Here is a 16,932-nt window from a genome sequence, read left to right on the forward strand (position 1 = left end):
CTGGGTGAGGGTTGCCCGCGTGCCCCGGGCGACAAACGTCTGCGTCTCAGCGCGTACGACGGCGCGGCGTCTCACGACTCGGCTGGTGGCGCAGGAGGTCGCCAGGTTGGCATTCGAGCACCTCGCAGAGCCGCGACAAGGTGGAGAAGCGGATGGCCTTCGCACGGCCGTTCTTGAGCACCGACAGGTTCACCACGGTGATGCCGACCTCGTTGGCGAGCTGGCTCAACGTCATCCCGCGCGCCGCCAGCAGTTCGTCCAGGTGCACGGAGATGGACATCAGACGGTGCCTTCGAGATCCTCGCGCATACCGACGCCGATACGCAGGATGTGAGCGAATGTCAGCGCGGCGACGCCGGCGACCACGGACCAGTCCGGGAAGTCCGAGAGCCAACGGTCGATCCAGTTCGACGTGGCCGCGTCCGGCACCAGGCTGCCCATCAGGCTCGTGCGGGCCAGGGCCTCCAGCGCGCTGCTGACCGGACCGCCGATCAAGGTGAACCAGCCGAATGCGGCCAGACGGCCGGGTACCGCACCGGCGTAGGGGCCGTCCTGTGCCGCGGTCCGCAGGAAGCGCAGCAGCAGCCACAGCGCGCCAAGGCTGAACAGCAGGCTCGGAAGCTGGTCTCCGGCATCGGCCAGCCGCTGGATCAGGCTCGGGTGATCCGTGCAAGCCAACCGGGCGCCAGTGTCCACACAGGCCGGTCCGGCGGTGGTTGTGGGCAGCCAGCCGAACTCGCCCGCGGCTGCGATGACGACGACCAGCGCGGTCAGCCCGGCCAGCCAGGTCAGGATCCGGGTAACGGCGGCCAGAACCGGCAACAGACCCCGTTTCGTCGGCATCGACGACTCCTCACGTCACATCGACTGTCGATAGTATCGAATAACGATAGCATCGAGTTTCGATATGGGCACCGCCGTCCCATGACCCCTCAGCTCGTCGCCGCGTAGGCGTCGGCCTGGATGCCGTACAGGTCGGCGTACCGGCCGCCGAGGGCGATGAGCTCGTCGTGCGGCCCGGCTTCGACGAGCCTGCCCTTGTCGAGGACGAGGATCAGGTCCGCGCCGGTCACCGTCGAGAAGCGATGCGAGACGATGACGCTGACCGCTCCGGTCCGCGCGCCGAGTTCACGAGCGCGGGCCATGTGGCGCTGGAAGATCTCCTGCTCACTCGGCGCGTCCAGGGACGCGGTCGGCTCGTCGAGGATGAACAGCAGCGGCTCGGGACGCATCGAGGCCCGCGCCAGCGCGGTTTTCTGCCACTGGCCCTCGGACAGCTCCAAGCCGCCCACGTCGCGTCCCAGCAGAGTGTCGTGACCGTCCGGGAGGCGGCGCAGGACACGGTCCGCGTCGGCCTCCCGCACCGCCGCCGCCACGCGTTCGCGGTCGTCCAGGTGCGGCAGGTCGCCGAGGCCGACGTTCTGCCCGAAGGTCGTGGCGAAGCGGCCGAAGTCCTGGAAGGCGGCGCTGATGCGGGCGCGCCAGGCCCTGGTCTCGAGGTCGGCGAGATCGACCCCGTCGACGGTGACCCGACCGGAGTCGGGCCGGTAGAACTTGGCCAGCACCTTCACCAGCGTCGTCTTGCCCGAGCCGTACTCGCCGACGACGGCGACGACCGAGCCGGCGGGCAGGTGCACGCTGATGCCGTCGAGGGCTCGCCGGTCGGTGCCGGCGTAGGTGTGTCCGACGTCGTGGAAGGTGATGCCCTCGGTGAGAACCGGTGGTGCGACGAGGGTTCCCGTCCGGTGGGCCCGATCCGCGGCGAGGTGGTCGCGCATCCAGAACAGCGGTTCGACGAATCGAGACACCTGGGCGACGCTCGCGGTCCTCGTGACGGCGCCGTGCAGGGTGTTGCGGAGGGTGGCCGCGACGGTCACCGCCATGACGAGGTCGCCGACGGTGCCGGCGCCGTTGGCGGTCCCGTCGACGACGACCGCGAGGCCGGCGGCGAAGCCGGCGGTGAACACGAGCCAGCCGCCGAACTTCCAGGCCGCGCCGACCGCCGAGGCTCGGGCGCGGCCGTTCATCGTCTGCTGCCAGGCCTGCGCCTGCAGGCGGACGATCTCGGCGGCGGACCCGGCCACGCGGATCTCCTTGCCGGCGGCGGGTGTGGTGGACAGCTCGAACAGGTGCTGCTGGAGGCGGAACGTCTCGGCCGTGGCGAGTTCGGCCTCGGTCACTGCCCGGCTGCCGCGCCGGTCGCACCACAGCGGAACCGCGGCGACAGCGAGCAGGAGCAGCAGCCAGGGGCTGACCGTGCCCAGGAGCAGCAGCGTCACCCCGAGCTGCGCGAGGGCGAAGACCGCGCCGACCGAGGACCAGAACCCAGCCATGATCATCCACGGGGACCGGCGGACGATCGTGACTCGGTCGAGGACGTCGCTGCGTTCGAGGTGGTCGAGGGTCTCGATCGCCGCGAGGTCGCTGAGGACGCGTGGGAGCAGGCCGAGGATCGCGGGCTGGTCGATGAGCGGGATCGGGGTCGCGACCAGGTCGGCGAGGACGACGTTGACGGCGTAGGCGAGGGCGGCGAGCACCGCGGCCAGGGCGGCCGAGCCCGCGTCGCCGTGGATCGTCGCGTCGATGGTCCATCGCAGGGCCAGTGCGGTGCCCGCGACGCCGCCGAGCACGACGATGTTGGCCGCGAAGTAGAAGACGACCATGCCGGGCATGCGCTGCCAGGCCAGGCCGAACAGTTCCCGCCAGAGCGCGGCCCAGCGCCACATCGGGTAGCGCGTGGTCGGGATCGAGGGTCCCGTGATGTCAGCCATGAGTAGTCGCCTCCTCGGAGTCCGCGTCGGCTCCGCTCACGTCGTCGTAGCCGCGCTGGAAGCGCTCGGCCTGGATCGCGAACATCGCGGCGTAGGCGCCGCCGGCCGCGACGAGCTCGTCATGGGTGCCTGACTCGGCGATGCGTCCGTTCTCGAGCAGGACGATGCGATCGGCCTGGCGCACCGTGGACAGGCGGTGCGAGATGAGCACCACGCTGGTCTCGCCGCGGCGCGCCGCAAGGCGGTCGAAGACCTCGAACTCGGTGCGGACGTCGAGGTGCGCGGTCGGCTCGTCGAGTACCAGCAGTCGCGCGCCGGTGCGGACCGCGTAGAGCGCCCGCGCCAGCACCACCTGCTGCCACTGGCCGCCGGACAGGTCGACGCCGCCGGTCCGCGTCCGGGACAGCGGCGTGTCCCAGCCGTCCGGGAGACGGTCGAGGACGTCGCCGAGCCCGGCGTCCCGCGCGGCGGCTTCGAGGGCGTCATAGTCGAGCGGCACGTCGCCGCAGCCGAGCGCGACGTTCTGGGCGACGGTGAGGTGATAGCGGACGAAGTCCTGGAACACGACGGATATGCGCTGCCGCCACCGCTCGGCGCCGAGCTGCCGGATGTCGACGCCGTCGGCGGTGACGCGGCCGGCGGTCGGTTCGTAGAGGCCGGACAGGAGCTTGATCAGCGTGGACTTCCCGGCGCCGTTGAGGCCGACGACCGCGAGCAGCTCGTTCGGGCGGATCTCGAGGTCGAGGTGGTCGATGACCCGGCGCTTCGTGCCCGGGTAGGTGAAACAGACGTCGTCGAAGCGGACGACGGTGGCGCGGCCGGTCGTCGGCTCGGCTGACGCACGGGCCTCGTCGGGCTCGTCTCGCCGCAGCGCCTCCCTCACCTCGTCGTAGGCGTCCAGCGTCTCCAGCGCGGCGCTCATGTTGCGGGCGTCCTCGCCGAGTCCGAACGCCTGGAACAGCGACCAGCCGGTCGCCAGCACCGCGGTCTCGACGGCGACGGTCGCGTCTCCGTGTGCCGTGCCGCCGGCCACTGCCGCGTACACGCCGGCCAAGGGGACGGCGATCAACAGGAAGCGTCGTAGGTCCGCACGCCAGGCCTTCGCGCCGAGACGCCACACGGGTTCCAACAGCCCTCGCAGATGGCGCCTGATCTGCGCGACGGTCCATTCTTCGAGGCCGAACAGGCGGATGTCCTTGCCCTCGCCGGTCGAGGCCAGGGCGTCCTCCCACGCGGCGCCGTGCACACCTTGCGGGATTCCGGATCGCCAGGCCTCGACGAACCGTCCATGCATCCTGTTGCCGAGAAAGCCGTTCAGGGCGGCGGGGACGAGCAGCGCGGGCACGAGCCACCACGCGTAACCGGCCAGCACGCCACACGACGCGGCCGCGCCGACCAGCCCGATGAGCCAGTGGAGCTGCCCGACCGCGCCGTCGCCGGGCGTCCGCTCGGTCCAGTTGCGCGGATCGGCTCGCGCGATCCTGATGAGCTGCTGAACGCGCGGACTCTCCAGCCGGTCGACGGTCGGACCGCCCGCCGCCAACCGCGCGAGATCGGTGCGGTGCGCACCGTCGATCCGGGCCTTGGCCATGAACTCCAGCGGCACGGTGACGGCCTCGGCGGCATGGCCGGCCACCATGACGACGGCGAACAGGAGCAGCGGCACGGTGGCCGCGGCGAGCAGACCCGAGGGCGCGTGGCCGCTGATCCTGGAGACGAGGAACGCGGTGGCGATCGCGGTCGCCGCCGGGATCAGGGCGTTGAGGACGGTGACGGCGCAGAGGGCCGCGATGAGCGGTGGTCGGGCGGCGCGCAGGGCGCGGAGCAGGCGGATGCGGCGGGCACGGACGGGCAAGGGGAGTTCCTATCGAAGCACTTCGATCGCGAGGTCAGGACGGACCGAGGCTTGCATCGAAGGAAATCGAAGAGCAACGGCTTTTTCGCGCCGAGACCACGGGAGTCCCGTCCCACGTCCGGCCCGGCGCCATCATTCGTCCACCACTGCCGTGAGTATCGCTCGGGCCAGGCTGTCGGCCGGACCCGCCCACTGCTGGCGCAGGGTGCGGAACACAGCCGCGGCACGCACTCCCGGCCAGTCCGCCGGCAGCAGAGCCGCTGGCAGCACCGGATCGCGGCGGATCAGCAGCAACCACTCCGCGCCCAGCCGGACCCGCCGGGACAGCTCGTCGAACTCCTCGGCAGCCGTGTCGGTCCACCGCCGGCGGAACCGGTCGTATCCGGCGGCGATCTCGGGCAGGTCCCAGGCTTCGCGGGCGATGCGGGCCGGATCGGTCCACATGAACGCCTCCGCCCGGAACACCTCGGTGTGCGCCAAGAGGTCGAGCTCGGCCAGCGCCACCGAGATGTCCTCGGCCGAGGGCGAGACCCACAGGCCGCTGCGCAACGGTCCGAAGCCGAACCAGCCCAGCCGGGTCCGCAGGGCATGCCGATCGGCGCGGCGGCTTTCCGGCAGCGAGAACGTGAGCAGGGTCCACCGGCCGTCCCAGTGCCGCTCGACGATGTCGCCGTCGAGCTTGCGCTGCCCGTCGCGCAGCACCGCGGCGCCGTGCGCAGTGAGGCCGAGAAATGCTTGGCGGCCTTGACGAATCGTCCGAAGCAGGCCACGGCGGCTCATCCGACTCAGCGTCGCCCGGGTCGCGCGTTCGCTCACACCGAGGCGCCCGAGCACGGCGATGACACCGCCGGTCGACACGGCGATGCCGCGATCCAGCACGTAGTCCCCGAACAAGGTGAGCAGCAGTGCCTCCGGCCGCACGGCCGCGCCGCCGGAAGGAGCAACGGCCGCCACCATCGCCACTCCTCTCGCCTGCCGTTCGCCGCGGGCTGGCGATCATCACCCGGCCGGGCAATGAAAGTTACCGCGCACGATCGGCGAAGTACCAGGGAAATGCCGGCGGCACAGCGGCAACGTTCGGCACTTCGTTGACGGCCGTCACCGTCGTGCCTAACGTCCCCGGCGACGAGTCCCCGACGGAGGGCCCACGATGACTGGAACCAGAACCGCGCTCGTGACGCTCGTCAGTGCCCTGTTGATCACCCTCACCGGCGTTGCCCTCGCTCCACGGGCGGCGGCCGCGTCACTGCTGGAGGTGACCAACTTCGGCAGCAACCCCGGGCGGCATGCGCATGCACGTCTACGTGCCGAACTCGCACCCGGCCACACCGGCGGTCGTGGTCGCCATGCACGGTTGCGGCGGCTCCGGACCCGGCTTCTACGCCAGCAGCGAGTTCGCCGCGCTGGCCGACCGGTACGGCTTCGTCGTCATCTACCCGAGCGCCGAGCAGCAGGCCGGCTTCGGGAACTGCTTCGACACCTGGTCGGACGCGGCCAAGCACCGCGGCGGCGGCAGCGACCCGGTCTCCATCGTCTCGATGGTGACCTACGTCGAGCAGCACTACGGCGGCGACCCGAACCGGGTATTCGCCACCGGATCGTCCTCCGGCGGCATGATGACCAACGAGATGCTCGCCCTCTACCCGGACGTGTTCAAGGCCGGCGCCGCGTTCATGGGCGTGCCCTTCAACTGCTTCGCCAACGCCGCCGACTTTCCGCCCGGCAGCAGCAAGTGCACCGGCGGCAGCATGAACCGGACCCCACAGCAGTGGGGCGACGCGGTCCGGCAGGCGTATCCCGGCTACACCGGTCCCCGGCCGCGAATGCAGCTGTGGCACGGCACCGCCGACCCGCTCGTGCCGTACTCACTGCTGCAGGAGGAAATCGAGCAGTGGACCAACGTGTTCGGGCTGAGCCAGACACCGACGTCCACGGACAGCCCGCAGTCCGGCTGGGACCGCCGTCGCTACGCCGACTCCGCCGGCGCCGTCCAGGTGGAGGCGTACAGCATCCAGGGCGCCGGGCACAGCCTGCCGGCGGCCGGCATGGCGGCCTACGCCGTGGCGTTCTTCGGTCTGACCGGTTCCGGCAATCCGCCACCCGGGTCCGGCACCTGTCGCGTCACGGACACGGTGAACGCCTGGAACACCGGTCTGACCGAGAACATCACCATCACGAACACCGGCACCAGCCCGATCAACGGCTGGTCCCTGGTCTTCACCCTGCCCGACGGACAGGCCATCACATCCGGTTGGAACGCCACCTACTCGCCATCATCGGGCCAGGTGACGGCGCGTGACGCCACACAGAACGCGATGATCGCGCCGAACGCCTCGACCACCATCGGCTTCCAGGCCACCCACACCGGCGATACCGGCAAACCCGCTTCGTTCACCCTCAACGGCATGTCCTGCACCGCCGCCTGAACCGTCCGAGACGCGGGGCTGCCGGGCGCACCGCCCGGCAGCCCCCTAGCGCGCTCAGCACCGGGTGGTGCCCGCGGCCGGAGGTCCGGCGCGAGTTGCAAGGGAGACGAACCGGATCGTATCCTCATTCCATGTTCAGGCTCACCGACGGACGGCTGACCTCGCCGGACGGCCGGCCGTTCCGGTCCATCGGCATCTCGCACGCCGACGACACCAACCTGCGCTACCCGCACAACCGGGAGATCTGGCGCTCGCGGTACGGCGGCTCGCGGCGGCGGTGGCTGCGGGAGGGGCTCGTGCCGGACCTGCGGGCGTGGGGCTTCACCACCATCGGCTGGACCCCGGAGTACATCAGCGGCACGGGCCTGGGCACCTCGGGCGCGCCGGTCGACCTGCCGCACTCGGCGGGCATCCCGGGCGAGGCCCTCGCCGACGCCGGCATGCCGTACACGCTGGCGTTGCGGGTGGCGGAAATCGAGAGCTGGAACGGATATCCGGCCTACCGGGACCCGCGGTCGCGGGATTTCGCCGAGTACTGCGACCACCTGGCCCGGACGACCTGCCGCCCGGACGACCCGTTGCTGCTGGGGTACTTCCTGGTCGACGGCCCGGCGTGGTCGGGGCATTCGACCGGGGCCGGCTGGGACGGCCCGCTGGAGGACAGCGCCCGCGCCTACTACCGGGTGGCGACCGAGGCGATCCGCCGGCACGACCCGAACCACCTGATCCTCGGCGATCGCTACGGAACGCGTGCCGGCGCGCCGGATCCGGTGCTCGACGCCATGACGGAGCACGTGGACGTGCTGTCCGTGCAGACCTTTCCCGGCCGGGCGGTGGATTCCGCCATGACGACCATCTCCCGCTGGCACGACCGGACCGGGCTGCCGGTGCTCGTGGCCGACACCGGCAACTGGTGCCCGACCACGATGAGTCCACATCGGACCGGCAGCGAACCCGACCAGGCGGCCCGCGCCGAGGGGTACGAGCTGCTGGCGACGACGTTCGCCGCCGAGGACTGGATACTCGGCTGGCACTGGTGCGGTTACGTGGAGAATCCCCAGCGGGGCTTCGGTTTGAAGGACCCATGGGACGAGCCGTACGCCGAGCTCGTGGAGCGGGTCACGCAGGTGAACCGCCGTGCCTGACCAGTCCCGTCGCAATCCCCAGGTGCACCAGGCCGTTCTCGACGCCACGTGGGAACTTCTCGTGACCGGCGGCTGGTCGGCCGTCAGCGTGGATGCCATCGCCGCGAAGGCCGGCGTCGGCAAGCGCACCATCTACCGCTGGTGGCCCGGCAAGAACGCCGTGGCCCTGGAGGCCTTCCTCGCCCGAGCCCGCAGCACCCCGCCGCCCGGGTCCCCCGCCAGCCTCGCCGAGACACTCCGCGCCCATGCCCGGCACTTCGTCGACCTCTACGTCGGCACGAGGCTCGGAGCCCTGCTGTGCGAGCTCCTCGGCGCCGCCCAGAGCGACCCCGACCTCGCCGCCTCGCTGCGCGAGCACTGGTTCCTGCCCCGCCGTGAACCCCTCCGAGCGTTGATCACCGCCGGCGACCCGGACCTGGTGCTGGACCTGGTCTTCGCACCCCTGCACTACCGCCTGCTCACCGGCCACGCCGAGGTGGACCATGCCTTCGCCGACAAGGTCGTGACGGCAGCGCTACTGGCACATCCAGCCGGGTAGGCGCACCCGGCACAGGGGGAATGTTCGCCTCCGGCAGCGGGATACCGTGCCCTTCAGTGATCAGATGGTGTTTCCCGCAGACGCCGCCAGCACGCCCATGCGAGCGGTTGTCACGGATCGATGATCTCCACGACACCGTCGGCGGCCCCGGCGACGAAAACCCGGCCCGTGCCGCTGTCCACCGCGACCGTGTTGGGCTGGCGGACCGTCGGAAACCGGGCCCCGATCTTCAACTGCGCGCCGGCCAAGTCGACGCCGACGACCTCGTTGGCGCCGGTCAGCGTGACCCACATCCGGTCACGGGCCCGGTCGAAAGCCGCGCCATACGGGGTGCCAGGCAACAAAAGCGAGCCAGCCGGCTTGAGATCCTTGAAGGCCAACAGGGCGTTGCCCCGCGTGTCCACGACAACAAAACGGCCCTCGTTGTCGGCGACGATGTGGGTGGGGCCGTTGCCGGCCGGCACGGAGCCGAGCTGCGTGAGCTTGTCGGCGTCGTAGGCCGTCAACGTCGCGTCACGGACGTCGACCATAGCCACGGTGTCGCCGATCGTCTCGATGCCGCCAGGCTGCTCAGGCATCGTGAACGTCTGCACGACCTTGCCGCCGCGCACAGCCACGACGCTGTGGCCGTGCTCGTTGGAAACGAACACGGTGCCGTTGGCGGCCGCGGTCGCGTCGTGCGGAAAGGTACCGACCGACACGCTCGCGGTGATGTCGCCGCCGGGCAGCGCGACCTCGATCAGCCGCCCCGACCCCTCGTCCGGGACCAGCACCGGACCACCCTGGGCCTTCAGCTGAAGGTGCCGCAGCTGGCCCGGCAGCGATGTCCGGTGCACGACGTCGCCGCTGTTCGCGTCCAGCAGGACCAGCTCGTACGGATTCCTGGTGGCCACCGCCACCACGTGGGTCGTCGCATCGGCCACGATGCCCTCGGCCTGGTCGCCGACGTGCACGATGCGGCCGGCCGGTGGTCGGTCGGTAGTGGGCGCGGCGGCGGGCTCCGCGGCCGGCGGCCGTTCGCCCGGCGTCGAGCAGCCGGCGAGCAGCAGAGTCACGGCAAGTCCGGCCACCACGCGTCGCATCCCGCCACCCTGCCCTCTCCGGCGGTGGATCAGCCAAACGGGTAAGCAATCGGTAATGGTTGGAATGGGCCGGTTCCGGCCGAGGCGCCCGGCGCTCGTGGTTCGACGAGCACCGAGCGCTCGGCTCTCGACAATCACCTCCCTGTGTCCGACGCGACTCCGCTCAGCACTTGCGGCCGTTGTTGACGCAGCTCACCACGCCGTTCATCTGGGCAGCGGTCATCACGTTCTCCCAGTCGCCGTGGTCGGTCGACGGGCTGTGAAACTGTCCGGCGAAGCCGTCCACGGCGAACAACGAACCGGCCGGCACCGGATACACCAACTGGTACTCAAGCTGTGGCACGGCCCTCGTCGACTTCGGGCAGGTGCCGTTGGCCTTGGGAAAAACGAGATGCGCGCGGTGATCGACCGAATCCAGGTTCTTGCCGTCCCAGCAGTTGGGGAAGTCGATGATCCGCTCGACCTGGCTGTTCCGCGGGCAGACCGGGTACTTCTGGGTGACACGGTTGGTGAAGCCGGTGCACGTCCAGGTCGGCCGGGCGTTGGCCGGCCCGTTGGTGGCGGCCTTGGCGTCACCCGTGATGGAGCGCAGGAACTGCGGCGCCGGCGACACTCTGCTCGCGCCGCCGCTGCCGAACCGGATGGTCACCGATGCCGGCTCGATCACCCGGCCGATATTGCCGGGAGCGTCGGCGGTCTGCTGGTTGTCGACCGTGCCGTTGGCCTCCTTCTGGATCCGGAGCACCGGCCAGTAGAAGGTCGACTTGTCGCCGTTGGCGCAGGTCGTGCCGCCCGCGGCCAGGCTGCGGTCGGTGGAGCGGGCCGTCGTGGTGCGGTTGCCGACGTAGTCGTGCACGTGTGCGGCCCCGTGATCCACGCCCGGTGTCACGATGAAGTTGTCGGAGTTGTGATGGTTGTTCTGATCGGTGCCGCAGTTCTCGGTGAGGGTGCCGGCAGCGCCGCTCACGGCCGTGGAACGGTTGGGGGCGACCTTGGTGATGTCGATGAAGTCCTTGGCGAAGGGGCCGGCCTTGCCGGCCGCGGACGTCGCGTTGGCGGCGAGCTGGGACAGCACGCCGGCCATCTGGGGCGAATCGGCGTCGGTGGCGGCGTGGGCGTCACCGAGTTGGGCCGCGACGCCGACCCCGACGGCCGAACCCGCGGCGAGCACGAGACCGCCGATCACCGCGGTCAGCCGAATACCGCGCGGCCATGGAGTTCTGAGTCCTGCGAACACTGATTCTCACCTCGTCCTGCGAAGTTCGACGCCCGCCTCGACCGCCGGGGCCGACGCCGGGCATCGTCGTCGAGAAATAGGGATATGCGATCCACGTTTGGATCAGCAATAGCCACTAAGGACTACCGCACAGAAGGAACGGTAGCGCCTAAGCCGACGACACGGGCAACCATAACCAAACCCGTAACACTTCTTTCCAGATCATTACGAGCACACAAAGGGCGAACCGTAATCGGCTCCACCGCGTAAGCGGAAACGCCGAAACATTCGAGAAGACATCAGAATCCGTCATGAGGTCGGCCACGTGACCAATCAACGTACGACCGGAGTCGGGTTTATCCGTCCACGCGATGGTGTCGGACACGCGCGACGTCACGGGTCGACCAGGTCAGTCGAACCCGGCGCTGAAAGCCGGCCCGGGGCGGCTCATGACCGCACTCCGTGACCGGCTCTCAGCGGGGATCTCGGCTGTCGGACACGATGTCCGGGTGCGCCGGCTGCGGCAGGCGTCAGCCGAGATGCCACTGCTGGTTGCCGCCGCCGTTGCAGGTCCACAGTTCGACCGGCGCGCCCTCGGCGGTGGAGCCGCCGGTGACATCCAGGCACAGCCCGGACTGCGCACTGGTGACGGTGCCGTTGGAATTGACGTTCCAGTGCTGGTTGGCCTGGCCGTTGCAGGACCAGACGATCGCCTTGGTGCCGGGACTGCCGCCCTGGCCGCTGGCGTCCAGGCACAGCGTGGCACCGGCCGTCGTGACGGTCAGCTGGTCGGTGGCGGTCCGCGTCCAGGTCTGCCGCGCCTGCCCGTCGCACGTGCCGATGGTCAGCTGCGTGCCCGGTGTGCCGGACGACGGTGCGGCAAGGCACTTGGCCGCGCCCACGGCGTGCAGCGCGCCGGTGTTCCCGCCGCCGCCCGGTCCGCTGCCGCCGGGCACGTACGGGCACTTCGGGACGTACATCGACAGGGAGCTGGGATCGGGCGGCGCCGGGCACAGGAACGGCACGTACCGGGTGTCGTTGTCCAGGAAGGTTTTCAGCCAGGGGATCAGCAGTTTCGTCTCGACGTTGTTGGGGCGCGTGTAGTAGACGTGGTCGGCGCCGGCGATCTGGGCGAAGGCGCTCTGGGTCGAGGCGGGCATGGTGGCGTAGAGGCCGCTGAGGTAGGACGGCGTGACGACGCTGTCGTTCTGGCCGCCGATCACCATCGTCGGCACCGTGTCCGTGGCCAGCGACAGGTTTCCGACCGGCGAGCCGGGCGCGAGGCCGACCGCGGCCTTCAGCGTGGGCTGCCGCTGCGCCGCGAGCATCGCCCCGGCACCACCCGCGGAATGGCCGAGCACCGACAGCCGGTTCGGGTCGACCCGATCGCGCACCGGGCTCTGCGTGGTCAGATAGTTCAACGCGGACAACAGTTCCGTGCCGCGGGCGTCGGCGCTGTCGGTGCGGGTGGTCGTCTCCACGCCGATCACCACGAACCCGAACGAGGCCAACCACGGCCCCATCCATGCTTCCTCGTTGGCGAACAGCGCGGAATAGCCGGGCACGATCGCCAGCGCACCCCAGGTGCCCAGGCTGGTGTCGGTCGGGTAATACACCATTCCGCCGTTGAACCCGTAGCCCGCCGGCACGCTCGCCGACGCCGTCGCGAACGGCCCGGTCCTGGCCTCGATCATCGCCACCGTCGGATCGGGGCCGCGCTGGTACGGATTGCCGGCCGTGACGTCCCGTGCCTGGGCGAGGGCGGGCCGCGCCGCGAGCACGCCCGCGGCCAGTGTGGTCGCCACGGCCAGGACGGCCACGACGATCGCGGTCACCCGGCTCGTCTTCCTGCTTCGTCGCATGATCGCCTCCACCGCCGCGGACATTCCCCCGAGCGTGACAAGCCGCCTGCGCGACATCAACGACGCCGGCCGACGGCGCGAATCGCCGCCGCCGAATCGCCGCTGGCCACTCGCCGGTTTCGATCCGTTCGACGCGGCCGCCATCGCCCCGGTCACCGGCGTCGTTCCGGAAAGTTTCATCGGTGAGCCGGGATTCTTCGTGGCGACGGCGCCCTGCCGTTGACATCCGTCGGAGCCGCGCCGCGCAATGAACGCCGACGAGCAACGTTCGGAAGGGGTGATCATGGGCAGGTCGCGCGGGACCAGACTCGTGCTCGGCGCGAGGGTGCTGGCGGCGACGGCGTTCGCGGCCGTCGTCGGACTGCTGCTGTTCCAGACACCCGCCGCCGCGCTCGACGTCGCCGGCACGCCGTCGCCGGTCACCGGCAACGCCACCTACTTCAGCGGACTCGGCGCGCCGTACGGCGGTTGCGGGATGCCGCAGGCCAACCTGGACAGCCAGGACTTCGTGGCGCTCAACGTGTTCAACACGCCCGGCGACTACGCCACGCACCCGCGCCCGGTGCCGGCGTCGCAGTCCGGCATCCTGGGCATGTTCGACAACGGCCTCAACTGCGACCGGTACGTCCAGGTCACGATCGGCGACTACTGCACCGGCACCAACGACGGCGCGCAGAGCCAACCGTTCTGCCGCAACGGCTCCTGGGTCGGCGACCGGTACAACGGGGCCACGCTGACGATGCTGGTCGCGGACAGCTGCGCCGACTCCAACGCGTGGTGCCGCGACGATCCGCACCACCTGGACCTGCACCAGGACTCGCTGAGCCGGTTCGTGTCGAACGGCGCCCCGGTCGGCAGCGGGCTGGCCGACCACTGGAACAACCGGCACATCTCTTGGCAGTTCGTGCCGACGCCGAACTACACCGGCGACATCCAGATCGGTTTTCTGCAGGGCGCGCAGACCTGGTGGGGCGCGACCGCGATCTCCCACCTGCCCAACGGCATCCACGGCGTGCAGTACTACGCCAACGGCGCGTGGACCAACGCCGTGATGGACGGTGACATGGGGCAGGCGTACGTCCTGTCCCCCACCACCTCCGGCGGCAGCCAGTTCCAGATCCGTGTGCTGGACGCCGACGACACGCTGGTCAACAACGGCCGGGTGTACACGTTCTCGCTGCCGGCATCCTGCTCCGGGCAGTGTTCCGCACCGTACACACAGGTCAGCTACACCACCGGCGACGGCGGCGGTGGTGGCACCACGACGACCACGCCCCCACCCTCGTCCACCACGCCGCCGCCCGGCGGTTGCACGGCGACCGAGTCGATCACCAGCACCTGGTCCGGCGGTTTCCAGGCGAGCGTCACCGTCACCAACACCGGGACGACGCCGACCACGTCCTGGACCGTCGACGGCGCCTTCCCCGGCAGCCAGACCCTCGTCAACTCGTGGAACGCCACCGTCACCCAGTCCGGTGCGCGGCTGAGCGCCAGGAACGCCGGCTACAACGGCACGATCGCGGCCGGCGGCAGCACGAGCTGGGGCATGACCGTCAACGGCGCCGATCAGGCGCTGACCAACCTGACGTGCCGGGCGGCCTGAGTCCCGTCCGGCGCCCGAACGTTGTCCGAACGAAGCCGGTCGGGGTATACATGGAAGCGCTCCCACAGCCGTCCCCGAGCAACGGAGATCCGATGCCCGAACCAGGCTTTCCCCTGTCTCGACGCGCACTTCTCCGCACGGCGTCGATCACCGCGCTCATGGCTGCCGCCGGCAACGAGGCGGTGGCCAACGCCGCCGCACCGAGTCACGGTCCCGTCGCCGGCCCGCTGCCCGACCAACAGCGTTACTTCGGTCTGTTCCGGGAAGTAGCCGACCAGTCGACCGTGCCGGCCAGCGCGTTCGCCGACTACGGCGCCGTGCCCGCCAGCGTCATGTGGTTCGACAACTGGGGCCGCCGGGCCGCGTTCCCCGTGGCCACGGCCGAGGCGCTCTGGCGGCGCAACGTGCTTCCGCACTTTACCTGGGAGCCTTGGGATCCGACACTCGCGCTGACCGACCCCAAGCAGATCACGTTGGCAGCCATCACAAGTGGGCAGTGGGACGACTACATCGCCGCGCGCGGCCGCGAGTTCGCACGGTACGGCAAACCGCTGATCGTGCGCTGGGGCCACGAGTTCAACGGCAACTGGTATCCGTGGGCGGTCGCCACCAACAACCAGGATCCGCGGGCCTTCGTGCGGGCCTACCGGCGCGTGCACGACATCGTGCGTGCCCAGGGCGCGCACAACGTCCAGTGGTGCTGGGCCTACAACAACGGGGCGAGCCCCGCCGCCGACTGGAACGACGAGGCGCTCGCCTATCCCGGCGGCGCGTACGTGGACTGGATCGGGATCGACGGCTACAACTGGGGTTTCGGCCCGTCCTGGGACCCGAACGTCGACCACTGGACCAGCTTCGTCGACACCTTCGCCGCGGCCTACGCCCGGGCCCGCGCCATCGATCCCGGCAAACCGGTGATGCTGCCCGAGTTCGCCAGCAGCGAGGACGGCGGCAGCAAGCGCGACTGGGTCGCCGCGATGATCGCCGAGCTGACCGCCGGCCGGTTCCCCAACCTGCGCCTGCTCACCTGGTTCGACATCGACAAGGAGGAACGCTGGTCGCTCACCCCGGGTCTGCCCGGGCTCCGGGAGCTCCTCGGCTCCGGCGACCACCGGCGATGGGCGACCGCGGCCGGCTGTGCGGCGGCCGCGGTGCCACGCACCTTCCGGCCACTGCCCGAGTAAGTCCTTCTCCCACGTCATGTCGGAAGGCCGCCGGCGCTGTGACCCGGCTGTCCACTGCCTGGCGCTGGTGAATCGTCGCCAACCGACTGGGCCTGAGATTGTCCCTGCCTGCCGCGCTCGCCCACTACTACCGCGCACTGGTCGTCACCGACGTGCTGCCCGGATCTGTGCTCGCTGACGACGGCTCACTAATCTGTATTCGGCCCGCTGCGTGGGTCGGCTCAGGTGGGGGTACAGGTCAGCGTCGGTGATGCCGCCGGCCCCGTGGCCTCGATCCCGAACGTCGTGCTACCGCCGGCGCCGATCGAGCCGTTCCATCCGGCGTCTCTGGCGACCACGGTGGCGCCGTTCTGCGTCAGGGTGGTGTTCCACGAGTTGGTGACCTGCTGGTCGCCGGGCCACGTCCAGTTGACGCGCCATCCGGTCATCGCCGTGCGACGGTCGTTGGTGATGGTCACCGTCGCCACGTGGCCGGTGTTCCAGTCGCCGTTGACGTGCAGGCTCGCGGAGCACCCGGCCGCCGGCAGGACCAACAGCGTGATGGAGTTCGCCGGGTACGTCGCGTCGACGTGACCATTGCTCACCTGGAGATCGCTGCCGCGCACGATGCCGCCCAGATTGCCCGGACCGTAGGTGAACCGCTGCGCCGCGCCGGCATTGTCGAACCCGGCCACCGACAACGGCGAGGTCAGGTCGCCGCCGGTCTTGTTGACGACCATGACGGTCACCGCCTTGTCGGCGGAGCGCTGCGCCGCGTACACCGCCAGTTGCCCCTGGTCGGCCGAGCTCGACGACACGCTGACGTCGCCGAACCGGCTGCCCGCGCCGTCGTAGTCGCGGTACATCCGGAACGCGTAGGCCGCCGGATCGGTCGGCTTGGGCTCGCCCCACAGCGTGGCCAGGTCCAGGCCCTCACGTCCGAAGATGCCCAGGACGTCGGCTTCGGCCAGCGCGCCGTTGATGTCGTCCAGCGCGCCCCAGTTGTACTCGGTGATGGCGGTCTTGGTGCCCGGGTTGTACTGGGCGACCCACGACTTCATGGTGCGGATGAACTGCAGCGGCGGCGCGTTGACCCCGCTGGGCCCGATCCAGGACTCGTCGACGTAGGTCGGGTCCCACAGCGACCGGGTGGAGCGCAGCCGCAACGCGTCGGACGCGGGGTCCTTGTCGCCGCTGATCTGCGGGTAGTAGTGCTGGTCGAAGTAGTCCAGGTAGCGCCGGCCGTGGGCGTCGCTGTAGTCCTTCATGTT

15 protein-coding genes are annotated in these 16,932 nt (G+C 70.2%); 6 read left to right on the top strand and 9 right to left on the bottom strand.

The features are described 5' to 3' along the window. Window positions 1-46 precede the first annotated feature (46 nt). The 5 genes from KUTG_RS02945 to KUTG_RS02965 form a co-directional block, all read right to left on the bottom strand. A complete protein-coding gene (locus KUTG_RS02945) occupies window positions 47-280 on the bottom strand; it encodes a helix-turn-helix domain-containing protein (protein ID WP_043714725.1) in 234 nt (77 codons plus the stop codon). Continuing rightward, window positions 280-822 carry a hypothetical protein gene (locus KUTG_RS02950; RefSeq protein ID WP_157494284.1) on the bottom strand — a complete coding sequence of 181 codons (543 nt, stop codon included), beginning with the start codon at window positions 820-822 and terminating at the stop codon, window positions 280-282. The genes KUTG_RS02945 and KUTG_RS02950 overlap by 1 nt, the downstream gene beginning before the upstream one ends. A gap of 110 nt (window positions 823-932) precedes the next feature. Then, the gene (locus KUTG_RS02955; RefSeq protein WP_043714728.1) at window positions 933-2,771 is read right to left on the bottom strand and encodes an ABC transporter ATP-binding protein; all 1,839 of its coding nucleotides are present in this window, start codon (window positions 2,769-2,771) and stop codon (window positions 933-935) included. Further along, the gene (locus KUTG_RS02960; RefSeq protein WP_052393814.1) at window positions 2,764-4,626 is read right to left on the bottom strand and encodes an ABC transporter ATP-binding protein; all 1,863 of its coding nucleotides are present in this window, start codon (window positions 4,624-4,626) and stop codon (window positions 2,764-2,766) included. The genes KUTG_RS02955 and KUTG_RS02960 overlap by 8 nt, the downstream gene beginning before the upstream one ends. A gap of 132 nt (window positions 4,627-4,758) precedes the next feature. Further along, complete coding sequence (locus KUTG_RS02965) at window positions 4,759-5,583, bottom strand: PaaX family transcriptional regulator (protein ID WP_084580958.1); 825 nt, start codon at window positions 5,581-5,583, stop codon at window positions 4,759-4,761. 329 nt (window positions 5,584-5,912) lie between these two features. Here KUTG_RS02965 and KUTG_RS02970 point away from each other — a divergent pair, with 329 nt between their 5' ends. From KUTG_RS02970 to KUTG_RS02980, 3 genes are all read left to right on the top strand, one after another. Continuing rightward, window positions 5,913-7,052: an extracellular catalytic domain type 1 short-chain-length polyhydroxyalkanoate depolymerase gene (locus tag KUTG_RS02970; RefSeq protein WP_232240621.1), complete on the top strand. Its 1,140-nt coding sequence runs from the start codon at window positions 5,913-5,915 to the stop codon at window positions 7,050-7,052. Between the two features lie 131 nt (window positions 7,053-7,183). Further along, entirely contained in the window at window positions 7,184-8,197 is a 1,014-nt protein-coding gene (locus tag KUTG_RS02975) for a hypothetical protein (RefSeq protein WP_043714730.1), read from the top strand. Beyond that, complete coding sequence (locus tag KUTG_RS02980) at window positions 8,190-8,735, top strand: TetR/AcrR family transcriptional regulator (protein ID WP_084578824.1); 546 nt, start codon at window positions 8,190-8,192, stop codon at window positions 8,733-8,735. The genes KUTG_RS02975 and KUTG_RS02980 overlap by 8 nt, the downstream gene beginning before the upstream one ends. Window positions 8,736-8,845: 110 nt before the next feature. On the opposite strand, the gene KUTG_RS02985 is transcribed toward KUTG_RS02980, so the two are convergent. From KUTG_RS02985 to KUTG_RS02995, 3 genes are all read right to left on the bottom strand, one after another. Further along, complete coding sequence (locus tag KUTG_RS02985; protein WP_043714734.1) at window positions 8,846-9,817, bottom strand: NHL repeat-containing protein; 972 nt, start codon at window positions 9,815-9,817, stop codon at window positions 8,846-8,848. A gap of 163 nt (window positions 9,818-9,980) precedes the next feature. After that, window positions 9,981-11,054 (bottom strand): DUF1996 domain-containing protein, encoded by a 1,074-nt coding sequence (locus KUTG_RS02990; RefSeq protein ID WP_157494286.1) that lies wholly within the window; start codon window positions 11,052-11,054, stop codon window positions 9,981-9,983. A 509-nt stretch (window positions 11,055-11,563) separates the two neighbouring features. Further along, the gene (locus KUTG_RS02995) at window positions 11,564-12,895 is read right to left on the bottom strand and encodes an RICIN domain-containing protein (RefSeq protein WP_043728077.1); all 1,332 of its coding nucleotides are present in this window, start codon (window positions 12,893-12,895) and stop codon (window positions 11,564-11,566) included. Here KUTG_RS02995 and KUTG_RS03000 point away from each other — a divergent pair. The 3 genes from KUTG_RS03000 (at window position 12,894) to KUTG_RS52800 (ending at window position 15,682) form a co-directional block, all read left to right on the top strand. Further along, window positions 12,894-13,118: a hypothetical protein gene (locus tag KUTG_RS03000; RefSeq protein ID WP_157494288.1), complete on the top strand. Its 225-nt coding sequence runs from the start codon at window positions 12,894-12,896 to the stop codon at window positions 13,116-13,118. The two genes, KUTG_RS02995 and KUTG_RS03000, sit on opposite strands and share 2 nt — an antisense overlap. A gap of 60 nt (window positions 13,119-13,178) precedes the next feature. Beyond that, window positions 13,179-14,498 (top strand): cellulose binding domain-containing protein, encoded by a 1,320-nt coding sequence (locus tag KUTG_RS03005; RefSeq protein ID WP_043728079.1) that lies wholly within the window; start codon window positions 13,179-13,181, stop codon window positions 14,496-14,498. A gap of 92 nt (window positions 14,499-14,590) precedes the next feature. Next, window positions 14,591-15,682, top strand: a complete 1,092-nt coding sequence (locus tag KUTG_RS52800; protein ID WP_157494290.1) for a glycoside hydrolase family 26 protein — start codon at window positions 14,591-14,593, stop codon at window positions 15,680-15,682. A gap of 221 nt (window positions 15,683-15,903) precedes the next feature. Here the strand turns inward: KUTG_RS52800 and KUTG_RS65890 are convergent, their stop codons facing one another. Beyond that, complete coding sequence (locus tag KUTG_RS65890) at window positions 15,904-16,929, bottom strand: cellulose binding domain-containing protein (RefSeq protein ID WP_369794426.1); 1,026 nt, start codon at window positions 16,927-16,929, stop codon at window positions 15,904-15,906. Window positions 16,930-16,932: the final 3 nt, after the last annotated feature.

The organism is Kutzneria sp. 744 (assembly GCF_000568255.1).
In the GTDB taxonomy this organism is placed as follows: domain Bacteria; phylum Actinomycetota; class Actinomycetes; order Mycobacteriales; family Pseudonocardiaceae; genus Kutzneria.